Origin of the sequence: Escherichia sp. F1 (genome assembly GCF_046764225.1) — a bacterium.
In the GTDB taxonomy this organism is placed as follows: domain Bacteria; phylum Pseudomonadota; class Gammaproteobacteria; order Enterobacterales; family Enterobacteriaceae; genus Escherichia; species Escherichia coli.
In genome coordinates, this window is record NZ_CP177202.1 from 3,393,638 (window position 1) to 3,412,826 (window position 19,189).

Below are 19,189 nucleotides of genomic sequence, written 5' to 3' on the forward strand. Positions count from 1 at the left end.
CGCCAGGAGTATATGAATAAATCCCGGCAGCGGATAGCGTCAAGCCTGGCTTGCAGAAAAACTCGGAATAAACCTTATTTGTTGCAGCCCTGTGGCACAATGGTCAACATAATACCCTAACCCGACAACGCGAAAAAAAGAACTTTGCCATGAAATTGAATATCCGCGCGCAAACTGCACAAAACCAGCACAATAATTCTCCCATCGTTCTTGTCCATGGTCTGTTTGGCAGCCTCGACAACCTTGGCGTACTGGCTCGCGATCTGGTAAACGATCACAATATCATCCAGGTTGATATGCGTAACCACGGTCTTTCACCGAGAGATCCGGTGATGAATTACCCGTCGATGGCGCAGGATCTTGTTGATACTCTGGATGCACTGCAGATCGATAAAGCAACATTTATCGGTCACTCCATGGGCGGTAAAGCGGTAATGGCACTTACTGCACTGGCCCCCGATCGCATCGATAAACTGGTGGCGATTGACATCGCGCCGGTCGACTATCACGTACGCCGTCATGATGAGATTTTCGCGGCTATCAACGCCGTCAGTGAATCAGACGCACAAACACGCCAGCAAGCAGCAGCAATAATGCGCCAGCATCTTAATGAAGAAGGGGTGATTCAGTTTCTGCTGAAATCTTTTGTTGACGGGGAGTGGCGCTTTAACGTGCCGGTATTGTGGGATCAGTATCCGCATATTGTGGGTTGGGAGAAAATCCCGGCATGGGATCACCCTGCCCTGTTTATCCCTGGCGGCAATTCTCCGTATGTTAGCGAGCAGTACCGTGATGATTTACTGGCACAATTTCCACAGGCACGGGCGCATGTGATTGCAGGCGCAGGTCACTGGGTCCATGCTGAAAAACCGGATGCGGTATTACGCGCTATCCATCGCTATCTCAATGATTAACGCAACTGATTAAAAACCCAGCGTCCGCGTCGCTTTCCGCGCGTGGGCGTTGGCGTGACTCATCGCGCTGATGTATTATGGCGCGCTATCCATCCGGGCAGAGGCCTGGCTGATTGTTTCCCCCGAAGTCACCAAGATCATGGCCAAAGAACAAACGGACCGTACGACATTAGATCTGTTCGCGCACGAGCGTCGACCGGGACGACCGAAAACTAATCCGCTTTCGCGCGATGAACAGCTGCGTATTAATAAACGCAACCAGCTAAAACGCGACAAAGTACGTGGCCTTAAGCGTGTCGAACTGAAGCTGAACGCGGAAGCTGTCGAGGCACTGAACGAGCTGGCAGAATCGCGCAATATGAGCCGTAGCGAACTGATCGAAGAGATGTTAATGCAGCAACTGGCGGCGCTGCGTAGTCAGGGCATCGTTTAAATTTCCACTTTCATGTAGCACAGTGTGCAGTCCTGCTCGTTTGCTGATTCCGCAAGACTGCCTGTTCTGCTATGATTGCCTTTATCCGTGGGCAATTTTCCACCCCCATTTCAATAAGTTTCAAGAGGTTATTTCACTCATGGCTATCACTGGCATCTTTTTCGGCAGCGACACCGGTAATACCGAAAATATCGCAAAAATGATTCAAAAACAGCTTGGTAAAGACGTTGCCGATGTCCATGACATTGCAAAAAGCAGCAAAGAAGATCTGGAAGCTTATGACATTCTGCTGCTGGGCATCCCAACCTGGTATTACGGCGAAGCGCAGTGTGACTGGGATGACTTCTTCCCGACTCTCGAAGAGATTGATTTTAATGGTAAACTGGTTGCGCTGTTTGGTTGTGGCGACCAGGAAGATTACGCTGAATACTTCTGCGATGCATTGGGCACCATCCGCGACATCATTGAACCGCGCGGTGCAACCATCGTTGGTCACTGGCCAACCGCGGGCTACCACTTCGAAGCGTCAAAAGGTCTGGCTGATGATGACCACTTTGTCGGTCTGGCTATCGACGAAGACCGTCAGCCGGAACTGACCGCTGAACGTGTAGAAAAATGGGTTAAACAGATTTCTGAAGAGTTGCATCTCGACGAAATTCTCAATGCCTGATGTGATGCGGCGTAGACTCATGTCTACGCCGTATTAATAGATAATGCCAATCAAAATAATTGCTACAAATTTGTAACTTTTGCTGTTGTACCTGTACAATGTCCCGGTGTTCAAGTGGCCTTGCCGTTGTAAATGTAAGCAGTGCCACGTTTTTATTAACAATATTTGCCAGGGACTTGTGGTTTTCATTTAGGCGTGGCAATTCTATAATGATACGCATTATCTCAAGAGCAAATTCTGTCACTTCTCCTAATGAAGTGAACCGCTTAGTAACAGGACAGATTCCGCATGACTGATAACAATACCGCCCTAAAGAAAGCTGGCCTGAAAGTAACGCTTCCTCGTTTAAAAATCCTGGAAGTTCTTCAGGAGCCGGACAACCATCACGTCAGTGCGGAAGATTTATACAAACGTCTGATCGATATGGGTGAAGAAATTGGTCTGGCTACGGTATATCGCGTACTGAACCAGTTTGACGACGCTGGTATCGTCACCCGCCACAATTTTGAAGGCGGTAAATCCGTATTTGAACTGACACAGCAACATCACCACGATCACCTGATCTGCCTCGACTGCGGCAAGGTTATCGAATTTAGTGATGATTCCATCGAAGCGCGTCAGCGTGAAATTGCCGCAAAACATGGCATTCGCCTGACTAACCACAGTCTCTATCTTTACGGTCACTGTGCCGAAGGCGATTGCCGCGAAGATGAGCACGCGCACGAAGGCAAATAAGCCAGCCGGAACGAGAAAAGCCAACCTGCGGGTTGGCTTTTTTATACACGGGAAATAAGAAAAGCGAGAGTTACAGCTCTCACTTATTTGTTATTACTGCGAATTTCCTGCCAGACCTTATCACAGTCGGCTTTTACCGCCTGATCATTTCCGGTTTGCGTTGCGCGCAGACACTGCTGATAATCCAGTACGCGGACACTTTCCTGATCGGCAAACTGCTGATGTTGTTTCTCTTTCTTCAGCACGTTTAACACGCTCTGGCAGGCTTCAATTTTTTCTGGCGAACCTTGTGCGGTGTTGATACAGGCGCTGTATGCCTCTTTCAGACGACTGTCTTCCTGTGGCGCGGTTGATTGCGCACAAGCTACCAGCCCCGATGCCATCATGGCGATGAGAATCAGTTTTTTCATAGCAAATTCCTCAAACGTGCGGCAGGCACAAAACCTGCCGCGTCGGGCATCAGAAGATGGTGAATGGTGCAATTACCATAAATTTCACGTCGCGCTCATCCTGGAAGATGTTACCGTAACCGCCGCCCCAGCTTGGGATGTCGGAGTGGTTGTCGTATTCGGTGAAGTGCAGTTTGAACATCGTGCCTTTGGCGCGGCCATCCTGAATGGTGTACACCGCATCCAGGCTGTAGGCAGACTCTTCAATAGTCCGGTTTTTGTCGTAGTACGCATCCGGATTGCTCTGCCAGGTAGCGGGTTTAGCATCCCATGCGTAAACGTAGGAAGCGCCGATGGCGAAGCCTGGAAGATTCCAGTTTTTCAGGTCATACATCGCACCGAAGAAGACCGCTTTTTCGCCGTTGGCGTTGAAGTCGGAACGGTTATCCCACCAGATATCCAGGCGACCGTTCGAGGAAGCGTAGGTTGGAGTCATACGTTGCAGGAAGTATCCCTGCTGACCGTCAGCCTTAACCCAGGTGCCTTCGAGGCGCAAATCCACTACGTCAGCCGCCCGGTAACCAAAGGTCAACGCTTGCAGCCAGGCGGTGCCGTCATAAAGATCGTTGACGCTGCGATCGTCAACTTTATCGCGCGTACCGTAGAACTGGTAGCTGGTGGTTAACGGGCTACCGGCGATATCAAATTTGTAGCTGGCTTTGGCAAAATATTGATCGATATACCCTTCTGCCTGACCAAATGCCGCTTCCAGTACAAAGTTATTTTTGAAGTCGTACTTCGCACCAATAGAATGCAGATAATCAACTTTGGTGGTTTTATCGTTCTGATAAAACTCATCCATTTCCAGATGCCACGGTGCTTTGTATTCGTTGGTCCACATGTAGGAGAAACTCAACGCACCAGCATCGCCGTAATCAAAATTCGCCCCGGCTTCCGCACCCTGATAAGTACCCGGCATAAAGCTCCAGTGCGGCGCTAACAGCGTCTGACCAGTTGGCTGAATGTAACCTGCCCTCGCCCACACCGGACCGTATTTAAATTTGGCCGCTGCTTTATACAGGCTTATACCGCTTTTATCGCCGGACCAGTCTTCGTCATAGGCTTTATTACTTTTTGAAAACGCGATTTCGTTCGGGTGAGAGCTGTCACCGTTTTCCGCCATTTCAATCGCCGTAAACGCAGCAATATCAAGGCCGAACATATCAGCAGCATAACCAGACTGAAAATCGAGGTTGGCGTTCCAGGTGGAGTGAGAAAGGTTGGTTTTGTATTTGTCGCCGTCGGTAACATCTTTACGGTCGCGTTCACGCTGCCAGTAATAGATACCGCCGGTTAAGGTTGAATCGTCGATGAATCCTTCGGCGCGAGCCTCCGGCATTGCCATAAAGCCCGACATTGCTGTAACACCGGCGATAGCCAGCGCCAGCGTACTACGTTTGCCACTAAACGTACGCATGGGTTAATCCTCTTTGACGTATAAATTGCTGCACCAAATGTGAACAGCGAAAAAAAATAAAAATTAAAAAAGTAGCGTTGAGAAAAGTCTCGCTGACTACAGGAACAGACTATTTTTCGCGACGCGAATTATCAATCTCTTTCTGTAACCAGAATGTAAGAACATGAGCAACCGCACATATTTTGATGATTTTTGTTACAAGGCTTAAGTTTGCAGTTGAAAGGCTTGCAGAAGAATAAAAGCGTGAATTTCCAGCATGATGAAAACGGTTACATTTTATTTAATTATGGTTTGTGATTTTAAATTTGTTTTATGGATAAATTGCGAAGCGGAATTAATTCGCGAAGAAAAGCAGAAAAAAACGCCGCAGAGCGCGGCGTTTTGGATTGTTTGCATGTTTCATGCCGGATGCGGCGTAAACGCCTCACCCGGCCTGGTAGAACTTAAAATTACTCGCCTACTTTCGCCCAGGTATCACGCAGCCCAACGGTGCGGTTAAATACCGGTTTTTCCGCCGTAGAATGGCGGCTGTCGAGGCAGAAATAACCTTCACGCTCAAACTGGAATGCTTTACCCGCTACCGCGTCTTTCAAAGACGGTTCAGCAAAGCCCTGTTTGATCACCAGCGATTCCGGGTTAATCACCGACAGGAAATCATCCGCAGCACCTGGGTTAGGCACGCTGAACAGACGATCGTACAGGCGGATTTCAACCGGCAGCGCATGTGCCGCGCTCACCCAGTGAATAACACCTTTGACTTTACGACCATCTGCCGGATCTTTGCTTAAGGTGTCGGCGTCATAAGTACAGAAGATGGTGGTGATATTGCCTTCGGCATCTTTCTCGACGCGTTCAGCCTTAATGACGTAAGCATTACGCAGACGCACTTCTTTACCCAGCACCAGACGTTTGTACTGCTTGTTAGCTTCTTCGCGGAAATCGGCGCGATCGATCCAAATCTCACCGCTAAATGGCACCTGGCGGCTGCCCATTTCCGGTTTGTTCGGATGGTTCGGCATAGTGACCATTTCGCCTTCGCCCTGATAGTTTTCGATAACCAGTTTCACCGGATCGATAACCGCCATTGCGCGCGGCGCATTTTCGTTGAGATCTTCACGGATGCAGGATTCCAGCGACGCCATCTCAATGGTGTTGTCCTGCTTGGTCACGCCGATGCGTTTGCAGAACTCACGAATAGAAGCCGCAGTGTAACCACGACGACGCAGACCGGAAATGGTCGGCATACGCGGGTCATCCCAGCCTTCAACGTGCTTGTCGGTCACCAGCAGGTTCAGCTTACGCTTGGACATCACGGTGTATTCCAGATTCAGGCGCGAGAATTCGTACTGGCGCGGGTGAACAGGAATGGTGATGTTGTCCAGCACCCAGTCGTACAGGCGACGGTTGTCCTGGAACTCAAGCGTACACAGAGAGTGCGTAATACCTTCCAGCGCATCGCTGATGCAATGGGTGAAGTCGTACATCGGGTAGATGCACCACTTGTTGCCAGTCTGGTGGTGTTCAGCAAATTTAATGCGGTACAGCACCGGATCGCGCATTACGATAAATGGCGACGTCATGTCGATTTTCGCACGCAGGCAGGCTTTACCTTCTTCAAAACCACCGGTACGCATTTTTTCGAACAGCGCCAGGTTCTCTTCAACGCTGCGGTCGCGGTACGGGCTGTTTTTACCCGGCTGCGTCAGGGTGCCGCGGTATTCGCGGATCTGTTCCGGTGTCAGTTCATCAACGTACGCCAGGCCTTTATTGATCAGTTCGATCGCATAGGCGTGGAGCTGATCAAAATAATCTGAGGAGTAACGGACGTTACCAGACCAGTGAAAACCTAACCACTCAACGTCGTTTTTGATCGACTCAACATACTCGATATCTTCTTTTACCGGGTTAGTGTCGTCGAAACGCAGGTTGCACTGGCCTTTATAGTCCTGGGCGATCCCGAAGTTCAGGCAGATAGATTTCGCATGGCCAATATGCAGATAGCCATTCGGCTCCGGCGGGAAACGGGTGTGTACTGTGGTGTGCTTACCACTGGCCAGATCTTCATCGATGATCTGACGAATAAAGTTAGTCGGGCGGGCTTCTGCCTCACTCATCGTGGATTCCTCAAAGCGTAAACAACGTATAACGGCGTATGATCTTATAAGCGGGACAGGCTGACAACTGTTAGTTAGTGAAAATCGAAAATCTCACTGAGATTATGGGGATGACTGATGAAAAAAAAAGCGGCAGAGAAGATCTCCACCGCTTGTCATTGCTGGATGCGACGCTCAAGCGTCGCATCAGGCATAAAGCAGATTACTTTTTGATTTCATACAGCGGTGTTTGACCCGCCACAACATGGCCCTGAGCTTTAATGATCAAGCCACTGAAATCGTCGATATTGCTGCAAACCACCGGGCTAATCATCGAACGGGCGTTAGCGTTCAGGTAATCCAGATCCATTTCCAGAATCGGTTGCCCTGCGCTTACCTGCGCGCCCTCTTCCACCAGACGTTTAAAGCCTTTACCTTCCAGCGCTACGGTGTCGATACCCATATGGACGACGATCTCCGCGCCTTTTTCGGTTTCCAGACAGAACGCGTGGTTGGTGTTGAAGATTTTCACGATTGTCCCTGCGGCTGGTGATACGACGATTTTATCTGTCGGTTTCACCGCCACACCGTCACCCACCGCTTTGCTGGCGAATGCTTCGTCAGGAACCTGATCCAGTGCCACAACATCACCGGTAATCGGCGATACCAGCTCCGCGATAGACACCGCGTTTGGTACAGCCTGCGGTTTTGCTACAGAAGCGGCAGTTGCCGGAGTTGCTTCAGCTGACGCAGCGGCTACCGGACCACGGGCAACAACTTTCTTCATTGCATCGCCAATGGATTCCGCTTTCGCGCCAACAATCACCTGAATAGTCTGTTTGTTCAGTTTCACTACCCCAGAAGCACCCAGACGTTTACACATCGCATCGTTGACGCGAGCTGAGTCAACCACGGTCAGGCGCAGACGAGTAATACAGGCGTCAATTGCTTTCAGGTTGTCAGTACCGCCCACCGCAGCAATATAGTTGGTCGCCAGTTGAGTCAGACCTTCTTCTGTGTTGCTGTTGGCTTCTTCAGTAACGATCTCGTCTTCTTTATCTTCACGGCCCGGCGTTTTCAGGTTGAACATACGGATAACCAAACTGAACACCACGAAGTAGATAGCGAAGAAGACAACACCCATAACCAGCAGCATCCAGACGTTCTGGCTGGCGGCCGGCAGGTTATACATCAACGCGTAGTCGATAGCCCCCGCAGAGAAGGAGAAGCCCGCGTGGATACCCAGCAGCGTTGCCACAAACAGGCTGATACCGGTCAGCAGTGCGTGCAGGAGGTACAGCAGCGGCGCAAGGAACATGAACAGGAATTCCAGCGGCTCAGTCACACCGGTCAGGAACGCAGTAACAGCAACAGAAAGCAGCATCCCGCCAACCATCGGACGACGCTCTTTCGGTGCTGCGAAGTACATCGCCAGCGCCGCACCCGGCAGACCGAACATCATGATCGGGAAGAAGCCGGACATGAACATCCCCGCGGTGCCGTCACCAGCGTAGAAACGGTTGATGTCGCCGTGGAAAACCGTACCCGCCGCGTTGGTGAATTCACCAATCTGGAACCAGGCGATGGTGTTCAGCACCTGATGCAGACCGGTTGGGATCAGCAGACGGTTGATGAAACCAAAGATACCGGAACCCAGCGCGCCCGCAGAAACGATCCACTCGCCGCCTGCATGGATAGCGTGCTGTACCGGCGGCCAGACGTAACCAAAAATGGCCGCCAGCACCAGGCAGAAGAAGCCGGTGGCAATCGGCACAAAGCGTTTGCCGCCGAAGAAGCTCAGGAAGTCAGGCAGTTTAATATCGGACCAACGGTTATAGGCTGCGCCACCAACCAGACCGGTAATGATACCCGCCAGTACACCCATGTTAATTTCTGGGTTGATGGTCACCATCGCTTTGGTTAACACAAAGTAACCTACCGCACCCGCCAGCGCCGCCGCACCTGCGCTGTCTTTCGACCAGCTGGATGCCACACCGATGGCGAAGATTAATGCGAGGTTATCAAAAATCGCACCGCCCGCCTGGGCAATAAACGCAACGTTAAGTAAATCTGGCTGACCGAATCGCAGCAACAGCGCCGCCACCGGCAGCACCGCGATAGGGAGCTGTAACGCCCTACCGAGTCGCTGGAAAAAACCTAAAATATTCATCTTATTCCCCCTACGAGAACCCTATTTGGCTCGTTTAAAGCCGTATTTTTATTTTGCTGCAAATTGTACTGCCGATGTTCTGTAATCAGATTGTTAGATCATCTGCTACAGAGTGTGTGAAAATTTAATTCGTATCGCAAATTAAACGCGTGTCTTTTGTGAGTTTTGTCACCAAATATCGTTATCATCACTCCCTTTTACTGGCTAAACCAGAAAACTTATTTTATCATTCAAAAAATCAGGTCGGATTGACGCCTGTCTGCGCAAATCCAGGTTACGCTTAAAGATGCCTAATCCGCCAACGGCTTACATTTTACTTATTGAGGTGAATAATGAGACTGATCCCCCTGACTACCGCTGAACAGGTCGGCAAATGGGCTGCTCGCCATATCGTCAATCGTATCAATGCGTTCAAACCGACTGCTGATCGTCCGTTTGTTCTGGGCCTGCCGACTGGCGGCACGCCGATGACCACCTATAAAGCGTTAGTCGAAATGCATAAAGCAGGCCAGGTCAGCTTTAAGCACGTTGTCACCTTCAACATGGACGAATATGTCGGTCTGCCGAAAGAGCATCCGGAAAGCTACTACAGCTTTATGCACCGTAATTTCTTCGATCACGTTGATATTCCAGCAGAAAACATCAACCTTCTCAACGGCAACGCCCCGGATATCGACGCCGAGTGCCGCCAGTATGAAGAAAAAATCCGTTCTTACGGAAAAATTCATCTGTTTATGGGCGGTGTAGGAAACGACGGTCATATTGCATTTAACGAACCGGCGTCCTCTCTGGCTTCTCGTACTCGTATCAAAACCTTGACTCATGACACTCGCGTCGCAAACTCTCGTTTCTTTGATAACGATGTCAATCAGGTGCCAAAATATGCCCTGACTGTCGGTGTTGGTACATTGCTGGATGCCGAAGAAGTGATGATTCTGGTGCTGGGTAGCCAGAAAGCACTGGCACTGCAGGCCGCAGTTGAAGGTTGCGTGAACCACATGTGGACCATCAGCTGTCTGCAACTGCATCCAAAAGCGATCATGGTGTGCGATGAACCTTCCACCATGGAGCTGAAAGTTAAGACTTTAAGATATTTCAATGAATTAGAAGCAGAAAATATCAAAGGTCTGTAATAGTTATCCCTGCCCTGACACCTTGCTCAGGGCAATATTTTTTAAAATCGGGGGTCAGAATGTATGCATTAACCCAGGGCCGGATCTTTACCGGCCACGAATTTCTTAATGACCACGCGGTTGTTATCGCTGATGGCCTGATTAAAAGCGTCTGTCCGGTAGCGGAACTGCCGCCAGAGATCGAACAACGTTCACTGAACGGGGCCATTCTCTCCCCCGGTTTTATCGATGTGCAGTTAAACGGCTGCGGCGGCGTGCAGTTTAACGATACTGCTGAAGCAGTCAGCGTAGAAACGCTGGAAATCATGCAGAAAGCCAATGAGAAATCAGGCTGTACTAACTATTTGCCGACGCTTATCACCACCAGCGACGAGCTGATGAAACAGGGCGTGCGCGTTATGCGCGAGTACCTGGCAAAACATCCGAATCAGGCGTTAGGTCTGCATCTGGAAGGCCCGTGGCTGAATCTGGTAAAAAAAGGCACCCATAATCCGAATTTTGTGCGTAAGCCTGATGCCGCGCTGGTCGATTTCCTGTGCGAAAATGCCGATGTCATTACCAAAGTGACCCTGGCACCGGAAATGGTTCCTGCAGAAGTCATCAGCAAACTGGCAAATGCCGGGATTGTGGTTTCTGCCGGTCACTCCAACGCGACGTTGAAAGAAGCGAAAGCCGGTTTCCGCGCGGGGATTACCTTTGCCACCCATCTGTACAACGCAATGCCGTATATTACCGGTCGTGAGCCGGGCCTGGCGGGCGCGATCCTCGACGAAGCTGACATTTATTGCGGTATTATCGCTGATGGCCTGCATGTTGATTACGCCAACATTCGCAACGCTAAACGTCTGAAAGGCGACAAACTGTGTCTGGTTACTGACGCCACCGCGCCAGCAGGTGCCAACATTGAACAGTTCATTTTTGCGGGTAAAACAATATACTACCGTAACGGACTTTGTGTGGATGAGAACGGTACGTTAAGCGGTTCATCCTTAACCATGATTGAAGGCGTGCGTAATCTGGTCGAACATTGCGGTATCGCACTGGATGAAGTGCTACGTATGGCGACGCTCTATCCGGCGCGTGCGATTGGCGTTGAGAAACGTCTCGGCACACTCGCCGCAGGTAAAGTAGCCAACCTGACTGCATTCACACCTGATTTTAAAATCACCAGGACCATCGTTAACGGTAACGAGGTCGTAACTCAATAAGAGAAAGTATGACACCAGGCGGACAAGCTCAGATAGGTAATGTTGATCTCGTAAAACAGCTTAACAGCGCGGCGGTTTATCGCCTGATTGACCAGTATGGGCCAATCTCGCGGATTCAGATTGCCGAGCAAAGCCAGCTTGCCCCCGCCAGCGTAACCAAAATTACGCGTCAGCTTATCGAACGCGGGCTGATCAAAGAAGTTGATCAGCAGGCCTCCACCGGGGGCCGCCGCGCTATCTCTATCGTCACCGAAACCCGCAATTTCCACGCAATCGGCGTACGGCTTGGTCGTCACGACGCCACCATCACTCTGTTTGATCTCAGTAGCAAAGTGCTGGCGGAAGAACATTACCCGCTGCCGGAACGTACCCAGCAGACGCTGGAACATGCCCTGCTGAATGCCATTGCTCAGTTTATTGATAGCTACCAGCGCAAGCTGCGCGAGCTGATCGCCATTTCCGTGATCCTGCCGGGGCTTGTTGACCCGGACAGCGGCAAAATTCATTACATGCCGCATATTCAGGTGGAAAACTGGGGGCTTGTAGAAGCACTGGAAGAGCGTTTTAAAGTGACCTGTTTTGTCGGCCACGATATCCGCAGTCTGGCGCTGGCGGAGCACTACTTCGGTGCAAGTCAGGATTGCGAAGACTCCATTTTAGTGCGTGTCCATCGCGGAACCGGGGCCGGGATTATCTCTAACGGGCGCATTTTTATTGGCCGCAACGGCAACGTCGGTGAAATTGGCCATATCCAGGTCGAACCTCTGGGTGAACGCTGCCACTGTGGCAACTTTGGCTGCCTGGAAACTATCGCCGCCAACGCTGCCATTGAACAACGGGTGTTGAATCTGTTAAAGCAGGGCTACCAGAGCCGTGTGCCACTGGACGACTGCACCATCAAAACTATCTGCAAAGCCGCGAACAAAGGCGATAGCCTGGCGTCGGAAGTGATTGAGTATGTCGGTCGTCATCTGGGCAAAACCATCGCCATTGCGATCAACTTATTTAATCCGCAAAAAATTGTTATTGCCGGTGAGATCACCGAAGCCGATAAAGTGCTGCTCCCTGCTATTGAAAGCTGCATTAATACCCAGGCGCTGAAGGCGTTTCGTACTAATCTGCCGGTGGTACGTTCTGAGCTGGATCACCGCTCGGCAATCGGCGCTTTTGCGCTGGTAAAACGCGCCATGCTCAACGGTATTTTGCTCCAGCATTTGCTGGAAAATTAATGTGCTTTTATAGTGGCGCTTATTGTTGTCAATATTCTGGGTAGTCCATGACCATTAAAAATGTAATTTGCGATATCGACGGCGTGCTGATGCACGATAACGTCGCCGTACCGGGTGCAGCGGAATTTTTGCACGGGATTATGGATAAAGGCCTGCCGCTGGTGTTGCTGACCAACTATCCTTCGCAGACCGGGCAAGATCTGGCGAACCGCTTTGCCACTGCCGGTGTCGATGTACCTGACAGCGTGTTTTATACCTCTGCGATGGCGACCGCCGATTTCCTGCGTCGCCAGGAAGGCAAGAAAGCGTATGTGGTGGGCGAAGGCGCACTGATTCATGAACTGTACAAAGCCGGTTTCACTATTACCGATGTGAACCCTGATTTTGTGATTGTTGGCGAAACGCGTTCCTACAACTGGGACATGATGCATAAAGCAGCCTATTTCGTCGCTAACGGTGCACGTTTTATCGCCACCAACCCGGACACCCACGGGCGCGGTTTTTATCCCGCGTGTGGCGCGTTGTGTGCAGGCATCGAAAAAATCTCCGGGCGTAAACCGTTCTATGTTGGTAAACCGAGTCCGTGGATCATCCGCGCGGCATTAAACAAAATGCAGGCGCATTCGGAAGAAACGGTGATTGTCGGCGATAACCTGCGTACCGATATTCTGGCGGGCTTCCAGGCGGGTCTGGAGACGATTCTGGTGCTTTCTGGTGTTTCATCGCTCGACGATATCGACAGTATGCCGTTCCGCCCAAGCTGGATTTACCCGTCGGTCGCTGAAATCGACGTTATCTGAATAGCAACCACGCCTCAGGGCGTGGTTTCTTATTTTTAGCCATCATTAAAATCATCCTATTCAATAAAACCAGCCAAAAATTATCGATCCATCAATAAATACGTCACCACACCCTCCCCTTTTTCACAAATCAGCAATCACTATTACGTTTTTTATTTTTCCACTGCCAAATAGCTTGCGCACGGTGCTGCTTTGCGGCATTTTTTTAAACAAGCAAACACAACAAGCAACAAATACCAGGTTAACGGAGAAGGTTATGTGTTCAATTTTTGGCGTATTCGATATCAAAACAGACGCAGTTGAGCTGCGCAAGAAAGCACTCGAGCTGTCACGCCTGATGCGTCATCGTGGCCCGGACTGGTCCGGTATTTATGCCAGCGATAACGCCATTCTCGCCCACGAACGTCTGTCCATTGTTGACGTTAACGCGGGGGCGCAACCTCTCTACAACCAACAAAAAACCCACGTGCTGGCAGTAAACGGTGAAATCTACAACCACCAGGCATTGCGCGCTGAATATGGCGATCGTTACCAGTTCCAGACCGGGTCTGACTGTGAAGTGATCCTCGCGCTGTATCAAGAAAAAGGGCCGGAATTTCTCGACGACTTGCAGGGCATGTTTGCTTTTGCCCTGTACGACAGCGAAAAAGATGCATACCTGATTGGCCGCGACCATCTGGGGATCATCCCACTGTATATGGGCTATGACGAACATGGTCAGCTGTATGTGGCCTCAGAAATGAAAGCCCTGGTGCCGGTATGCCGCACGATTAAAGAGTTCCCGGCGGGGAGCTATTTGTGGAGTCAGGACGGCGAAATCCGTTCTTATTATCACCGCGACTGGTTCGACTACGATGCAGTGAAAGATAACGTAACCGACAAAAACGAGCTGCGTCAGGCACTGGAAGATTCCGTTAAAAGCCATCTGATGTCTGACGTTCCTTACGGTGTGCTGCTATCTGGTGGCCTGGATTCCTCAATCATTTCCGCGATCACCAAGAAATACGCCGCCCGTCGCGTGGAAGATCAGGAACGTTCTGAAGCCTGGTGGCCGCAGTTACACTCCTTTGCTGTAGGTCTGCCGGGTTCACCGGATCTGAAAGCAGCCCAGGAAGTGGCAAACCATCTGGGCACTGTGCATCACGAAATTCACTTCACTGTACAGGAAGGTCTGGACGCCATCCGCGACGTGATTTACCACATCGAAACCTATGATGTGACCACTATTCGCGCTTCAACACCGATGTATTTAATGTCGCGTAAGATCAAGGCGATGGGCATTAAAATGGTGCTGTCCGGTGAAGGTTCTGATGAAGTGTTTGGCGGTTATCTTTACTTCCACAAAGCACCGAATGCCAAAGAACTGCATGAAGAGACGGTGCGTAAACTGCTGGCCCTGCATATGTATGACTGCGCGCGTGCCAACAAAGCGATGTCAGCCTGGGGCGTGGAAGCACGCGTTCCGTTCCTCGATAAGAAATTCCTTGATGTGGCGATGCGTATTAACCCACAGGATAAAATGTGCGGTAACGGCAAGATGGAAAAACACATCCTGCGTGAATGTTTTGAGTCATACCTGCCTGCAAGTGTTGCCTGGCGGCAGAAAGAGCAGTTCTCCGATGGCGTCGGTTACAGTTGGATCGACACCCTGAAAGAAGTGGCAGCGCTGCAGGTTACCGATCAACAACTGGAAACCGCCCGCTTCCGCTTCCCATACAACACGCCAACCTCTAAAGAAGCGTACTTGTATCGGGAGATCTTTGAAGAACTGTTCCCGCTTCCGAGCGCCGCTGAGTGCGTGCCTGGCGGTCCTTCCGTCGCGTGTTCTTCAGCTAAAGCGATTGAGTGGGATGAGGCGTTCAAAAAAATGGACGATCCATCTGGTCGTGCGGTTGGTGTTCACCAGTCGGCGTATAAGTAAGAAATGCGAAACAGCCCCGGTAAAATCCGGGGCTGTTTCAGTTATTGAGGTGCTTGTTGATTCTGATATGCAGTAAGGAAATGTTCCGGGTTTGCCACATCACTGTTTGACAATTCATCACTGTAGGCCAGTACTTCATAGATTAATTTCCCACCACTATTGTTGAATTCCGAATTTCATCCTGTATGACAAAAGAATGGCTGTAGGGTGGGGAAAAAACACAAAGTAAACAATAATTGACGAATATAGCGCCACGCTGTTCGCAACCTAACCAAACAGTCACTTTCGAGCAATTTTCCTTGAAAAAGAGGTTGACGCTGCAAGGCTCTATACGCATAATGCGCCCCGCAACGCCGATAAGGTATCGCGAAAAAAAAGATGGCTACGTAGCTCAGTTGGTTAGAGCACATCACTCATAATGATGGGGTCACAGGTTCGAATCCCGTCGTAGCCACCATCTTTTTTTGCGGGAGTGGCGAAATTGGTAGACGCACCAGATTTAGGTTCTGGCGCCGCAAGGTGTGCGAGTTCAAGTCTCGCCTCCCGCACCATTCACCAGAAAGCGTTGTACGGATGGGGTATCGCCAAGCGGTAAGGCACCGGTTTTTGATACCGGCATTCCCTGGTTCGAATCCAGGTACCCCAGCCATCTTCTTCGAGTAAGCGGTTCACCGCCCGGTTATTGGGGTATCGCCAAGCGGTAAGGCACCGGTTTTTGATACCGGCATTCCCTGGTTCGAATCCAGGTACCCCAGCCATCGAAGAAACAATCTGGCTACGTAGCTCAGTTGGTTAGAGCACATCACTCATAATGATGGGGTCACAGGTTCGAATCCCGTCGTAGCCACCAAATTCTGAATGTGTCGAATATGTTCGGCAAATTCAAAAACCAATTTGTTGGGGTATCGCCAAGCGGTAAGGCACCGGATTCTGATTCCGGCATTCCGAGGTTCGAATCCTCGTACCCCAGCCAATTTATTCAAGACGCTTACATCGTAAGTGCACCCAGTTGGGGTATCGCCAAGCGGTAAGGCACCGGATTCTGATTCCGGCATTCCGAGGTTCGAATCCTCGTACCCCAGCCACATTAAAAAAGCTCGCTTCGGCGAGCTTTTTGCTTTTCTGCGTATATTCAATGTCGAATGCGATGTTGACACGTCTTATCCTTCAAAGTCGGATGCGACGCTGACGCGTCTTATCCGACCTACAGTTGGCATGCATCCGGCAATGTTGTAAGGCTACAACCCTAACGCATATTTCAGCGCCTGACGTTTCAACACGCCAGCACGCTCCGCCGCCATCAAACCAAGATTACGCACAAAACGCAGTGGCGGGAGATTATTGCTGAATCCGGCATAAAACAGATCCATACCGCTCTGCATAATGAAGTTATCCACCATGCGCCGCATCTGGTAACGCTTGAGGATCGGATAACTGGCCCACGCTTCGCCATAGCTGCGAGCGTTGACCAGAACGTCAATCAGGGCATCGACATCACGATAACCAAGATTCACTCCCTGCCCCGCCAGCGGATGGATGGTATGCGCGGCATCGCCCACCAGAGCAAGCCCTGGTTGCACATACTGCAACGCATGGCGACGTATCAGCGGAAACGCACCAGCGGCAAGCGGTGTCACGTAACCCAGACGCGACGGGAAATGCTTCGCGATTTCTGCCTGTAGCTGCGCCATATTCATATTCTGCAACTGGCGAATGCGCGCCGGAGAGTCATACCACACCAGCGATGCCCAGTTATCAAACAACGGCAGAAACGCACGCGGTCCGTCCGGGGTAAATTGCTGCCAGGTGCTGTCGCCGGGATCGTTCTCACACTGTACGCTAATCAACATACACGACTGTGCATACTGCCAGGCATGAACGCCAATTCCCGCCATCTGCCGCACCTGCGAATTTGCGCCGTCGGCACCAATCACCAGCTTCGCGCGGATCGTTTCACCGCCCTTCAGTTCCAGCTCCTGAAGATCATTATGGCGATGCAGCGCAATCAGCGAGCCTGGCACACGTAACGTTACTTTCGGATGCGCTTCCAGCGCCTGCCACAGCGCCTGTTGCAGGACAGTGTTTTCCACCATGTAGCCAAGCAACGGTAGCTTAAGTTCAGCGGCGTCAAACACCACATGCGCCGTTTCCCACTCCCACGTTTCCAGTCTGCGGTAAGGATGGCAACGCATAGCCTGTACTGCATCCCAGACCCCTAACCCTTTAAGCAATGATACCGAAGCCGCACTAATCGCCGAGATCCGCACGTCCGGCTGGCTGTCAGCGACAAACGGTGCAGGTTGGGCATGTTCGATAACCATTACCGAAAATCCGTGCTGAGCCAGTCCCAGCGCCAGTGCGCCGCCGACCATTCCTCCGCCGACAATGGCAATTTCCGTTGGTTGATTTGTCATGGTCAATCATCCTGTTAGCAATATGCTTTAAGTTTACAGGATTTTTACCCCCAAGGGCTGATAACGCTCATACTGGTCACAACGGCAGCAAAGCATTACACTATGCGCCCTGCATTCCTGGCTACTATTTCGCAAGAGCAAGTCGATGACCAAAAAACTCCATATTAAAACCTGGGGCTGTCAGATGAACGAGTACGATTCATCAAAGATGGCCGATCTGCTGGATGCCACCCACGGCTATCAACTGACCGACGTGGCGGAAGAAGCGGATGTGCTGCTGCTGAACACCTGCTCAATCCGCGAGAAGGCTCAGGAAAAAGTCTTCCATCAGTTGGGTCGCTGGAAACTGTTAAAAGAGAAGAATCCAGACCTGATTATCGGTGTCGGCGGCTGCGTGGCATCGCAAGAAGGCGAGCACATTCGCCAGCGCGCCCACTATGTCGATATTATTTTTGGGCCGCAAACGCTGCACCGTCTGCCGGAGATGATCAACTCCGTGCGCGGCGACCGCAGCCCGGTTGTAGATATCAGCTTCCCGGAAATCGAGAAGTTTGACCGTCTGCCGGAACCGCGCGCCGAAGGGCCGACCGCGTTTGTCTCCATCATGGAAGGCTGCAATAAATATTGCACCTACTGCGTGGTGCCTTACACCCGTGGTGAAGAGGTAAGCCGTCCGTCCGACGATATTCTGTTTGAAATTGCCCAGCTTGCGGCTCAGGGCGTGCGTGAAGTCAACCTACTCGGTCAGAACGTGAACGCCTGGCGTGGTGAAAACTACGACGGCACCACCGGATCGTTTGCCGATCTGTTGCGTCTGGTTGCTGCGATCGACGGGATCGATCGTATTCGCTTTACCACCAGCCATCCGATCGAATTCACCGACGATATCATCGAAGTGTATCGCGACACCCCGGAGCTGGTGAGTTTCCTGCATCTGCCGGTACAGAGCGGTTCCGATCGCATTCTGAACCTGATGGGCCGTACCCATACGGCGCTGGAGTATAAAGCGATCATCCGTAAACTGCGTGCGGCGCGTCCGGATATTCAGATCAGTTCTGACTTCATTGTTGGCTTCCCTGGCGAAACCACCGAAGACTTCGAGAAAACGATGAAGCTGATTGCCGACGTCAATTTCGACATGAGCTACAGCTTTATCTTCTCTGCACGTCCGGGTACACCAGCCGCCGATATGGTTGATGATGTTCCGGAAGAAGAGAAGAAGCAGCGTCTGTATATTCTGCAAGAACGTATCAATCAGCAAGCGATGGCATGGAGCCGCCGGATGCTCGGCACCACCCAGCGTATTCTTGTAGAAGGTACATCGCGTAAGAGCATCATGGAGCTTTCCGGTCGCACTGAAAATAACCGCGTGGTCAACTTTGAAGGCACGCCAGATATGATCGGTAAATTCGTCGATGTAGAAATTACCGACGTCTACCCGAACTCTCTGCGCGGTAAAGTGGTGCGTACTGAAGATGAAATGGGTCTGCGCGTGGCAGAAACACCCGAATCGGTGATTGCCCGTACCCGCAAAGAAAACGACCTTGGCGTGGGTTATTATCAGCCGTAATTCTCAGGCCTGCCGTTCCGGTGGGCCTTGTTT

Annotated in this window: 16 protein-coding genes and 7 tRNA genes; 18 read left to right on the plus strand and 5 right to left on the minus strand. The window is 51.1% G+C overall.

Features of this window, described 5'->3' with window-relative positions; all coding sequences use genetic code 11:
- Nucleotides 1-149: 149 nt before the first annotated feature.
- The 5 genes from ybfF (at nt 150) to fur (ending at nt 2,752) form a co-directional block, all read left to right on the plus strand.
- Nucleotides 150-914: an esterase gene (gene ybfF, locus ACK8NJ_RS16485; protein WP_000773291.1), complete on the plus strand. Its 765-nt coding sequence runs from the start codon at nt 150-152 to the stop codon at nt 912-914.
- Between the two features lie 139 nt (nt 915-1,053).
- Nucleotides 1,054-1,347 carry a LexA regulated protein gene (gene ybfE, locus ACK8NJ_RS16490; RefSeq protein WP_001300829.1) on the plus strand — a complete coding sequence of 98 codons (294 nt, stop codon included), beginning with the start codon at nt 1,054-1,056 and terminating at the stop codon, nt 1,345-1,347.
- A gap of 139 nt (nt 1,348-1,486) precedes the next feature.
- Nucleotides 1,487-2,017, plus strand: a complete 531-nt coding sequence (gene fldA, locus ACK8NJ_RS16495) for a flavodoxin FldA (protein WP_001018618.1) — start codon at nt 1,487-1,489, stop codon at nt 2,015-2,017.
- A 209-nt stretch (nt 2,018-2,226) separates the two neighbouring features.
- Nucleotides 2,227-2,313, plus strand: a complete 87-nt coding sequence (uof, locus tag ACK8NJ_RS16500; RefSeq protein ID WP_001695552.1) for a fur leader peptide — start codon at nt 2,227-2,229, stop codon at nt 2,311-2,313.
- Nucleotides 2,306-2,752 carry a ferric iron uptake transcriptional regulator gene (fur, locus tag ACK8NJ_RS16505; protein ID WP_000131702.1) on the plus strand — a complete coding sequence of 149 codons (447 nt, stop codon included), beginning with the start codon at nt 2,306-2,308 and terminating at the stop codon, nt 2,750-2,752. The genes uof and fur overlap by 8 nt, the downstream gene beginning before the upstream one ends.
- Nucleotides 2,753-2,835: 83 nt before the next feature.
- Here the strand turns inward: fur and chiQ are convergent, their stop codons facing one another.
- The 4 genes from chiQ to nagE form a co-directional block, all read right to left on the minus strand.
- Nucleotides 2,836-3,162, minus strand: coding sequence for a ChiQ/YbfN family lipoprotein (gene chiQ / locus ACK8NJ_RS16510; RefSeq protein ID WP_000733592.1), 327 nt, complete (start codon nt 3,160-3,162; stop codon nt 2,836-2,838).
- A 49-nt stretch (nt 3,163-3,211) separates the two neighbouring features.
- Nucleotides 3,212-4,618: a chitoporin ChiP gene (gene chiP / locus ACK8NJ_RS16515; RefSeq protein WP_001258828.1), complete on the minus strand. Its 1,407-nt coding sequence runs from the start codon at nt 4,616-4,618 to the stop codon at nt 3,212-3,214.
- Between the two features lie 449 nt (nt 4,619-5,067).
- On the minus strand, nt 5,068-6,732 hold the full coding sequence (glnS, locus tag ACK8NJ_RS16520) for a glutamine--tRNA ligase (RefSeq protein ID WP_411961803.1): 1,665 nt from the start codon (nt 6,730-6,732) through the stop codon (nt 5,068-5,070).
- A 202-nt stretch (nt 6,733-6,934) separates the two neighbouring features.
- A complete protein-coding gene (nagE, locus tag ACK8NJ_RS16525; protein WP_001023127.1) occupies nt 6,935-8,881 on the minus strand; it encodes a PTS N-acetyl glucosamine transporter subunit IIABC in 1,947 nt (648 codons plus the stop codon).
- 332 nt (nt 8,882-9,213) lie between these two features.
- Here nagE and nagB point away from each other — a divergent pair, with 332 nt between their 5' ends.
- From nagB to ACK8NJ_RS16585, 12 genes are all read left to right on the plus strand, one after another.
- Complete coding sequence (nagB, locus tag ACK8NJ_RS16530; RefSeq protein WP_001237072.1) at nt 9,214-10,014, plus strand: glucosamine-6-phosphate deaminase; 801 nt, start codon at nt 9,214-9,216, stop codon at nt 10,012-10,014.
- A gap of 59 nt (nt 10,015-10,073) precedes the next feature.
- A complete protein-coding gene (gene nagA / locus ACK8NJ_RS16535) occupies nt 10,074-11,222 on the plus strand; it encodes an N-acetylglucosamine-6-phosphate deacetylase (protein ID WP_411961804.1) in 1,149 nt (382 codons plus the stop codon).
- 8 nt (nt 11,223-11,230) lie between these two features.
- On the plus strand, nt 11,231-12,451 hold the full coding sequence (nagC, locus tag ACK8NJ_RS16540) for a DNA-binding transcriptional regulator NagC (protein ID WP_000187594.1): 1,221 nt from the start codon (nt 11,231-11,233) through the stop codon (nt 12,449-12,451).
- 47 nt (nt 12,452-12,498) lie between these two features.
- Nucleotides 12,499-13,251, plus strand: coding sequence for a ribonucleotide monophosphatase NagD (gene nagD / locus ACK8NJ_RS16545; RefSeq protein WP_000153129.1), 753 nt, complete (start codon nt 12,499-12,501; stop codon nt 13,249-13,251).
- Nucleotides 13,252-13,507: 256 nt separating this feature from the next.
- Nucleotides 13,508-15,172: an asparagine synthase B gene (gene asnB / locus ACK8NJ_RS16550; protein ID WP_000337079.1), complete on the plus strand. Its 1,665-nt coding sequence runs from the start codon at nt 13,508-13,510 to the stop codon at nt 15,170-15,172.
- A gap of 380 nt (nt 15,173-15,552) precedes the next feature.
- A tRNA-Met gene (locus tag ACK8NJ_RS16555) sits at nt 15,553-15,629 on the plus strand.
- 9 nt (nt 15,630-15,638) lie between these two features.
- Nucleotides 15,639-15,723: transfer RNA gene (locus ACK8NJ_RS16560), tRNA-Leu, on the plus strand.
- 23 nt (nt 15,724-15,746) lie between these two features.
- A tRNA-Gln gene (locus ACK8NJ_RS16565) sits at nt 15,747-15,821 on the plus strand.
- 34 nt (nt 15,822-15,855) lie between these two features.
- Nucleotides 15,856-15,930, plus strand: a tRNA-Gln gene (locus ACK8NJ_RS16570).
- A gap of 15 nt (nt 15,931-15,945) precedes the next feature.
- Nucleotides 15,946-16,022 (plus strand) — tRNA-Met (locus ACK8NJ_RS16575).
- 48 nt (nt 16,023-16,070) lie between these two features.
- Nucleotides 16,071-16,145 (plus strand) — tRNA-Gln (locus ACK8NJ_RS16580).
- Nucleotides 16,146-16,182: 37 nt separating this feature from the next.
- Nucleotides 16,183-16,257, plus strand: a tRNA-Gln gene (locus tag ACK8NJ_RS16585).
- 153 nt (nt 16,258-16,410) lie between these two features.
- On the opposite strand, the gene ubiF is transcribed toward ACK8NJ_RS16585, so the two are convergent.
- The gene (gene ubiF, locus ACK8NJ_RS16590; RefSeq protein WP_000184556.1) at nt 16,411-17,586 is read right to left on the minus strand and encodes a 3-demethoxyubiquinol 3-hydroxylase; all 1,176 of its coding nucleotides are present in this window, start codon (nt 17,584-17,586) and stop codon (nt 16,411-16,413) included.
- 145 nt (nt 17,587-17,731) lie between these two features.
- Between ubiF and miaB the strand changes: the two genes are divergently transcribed.
- Entirely contained in the window at nt 17,732-19,156 is a 1,425-nt protein-coding gene (miaB, locus tag ACK8NJ_RS16595) for a tRNA (N6-isopentenyl adenosine(37)-C2)-methylthiotransferase MiaB (protein WP_000162740.1), read from the plus strand.
- Nucleotides 19,157-19,189: the final 33 nt, after the last annotated feature.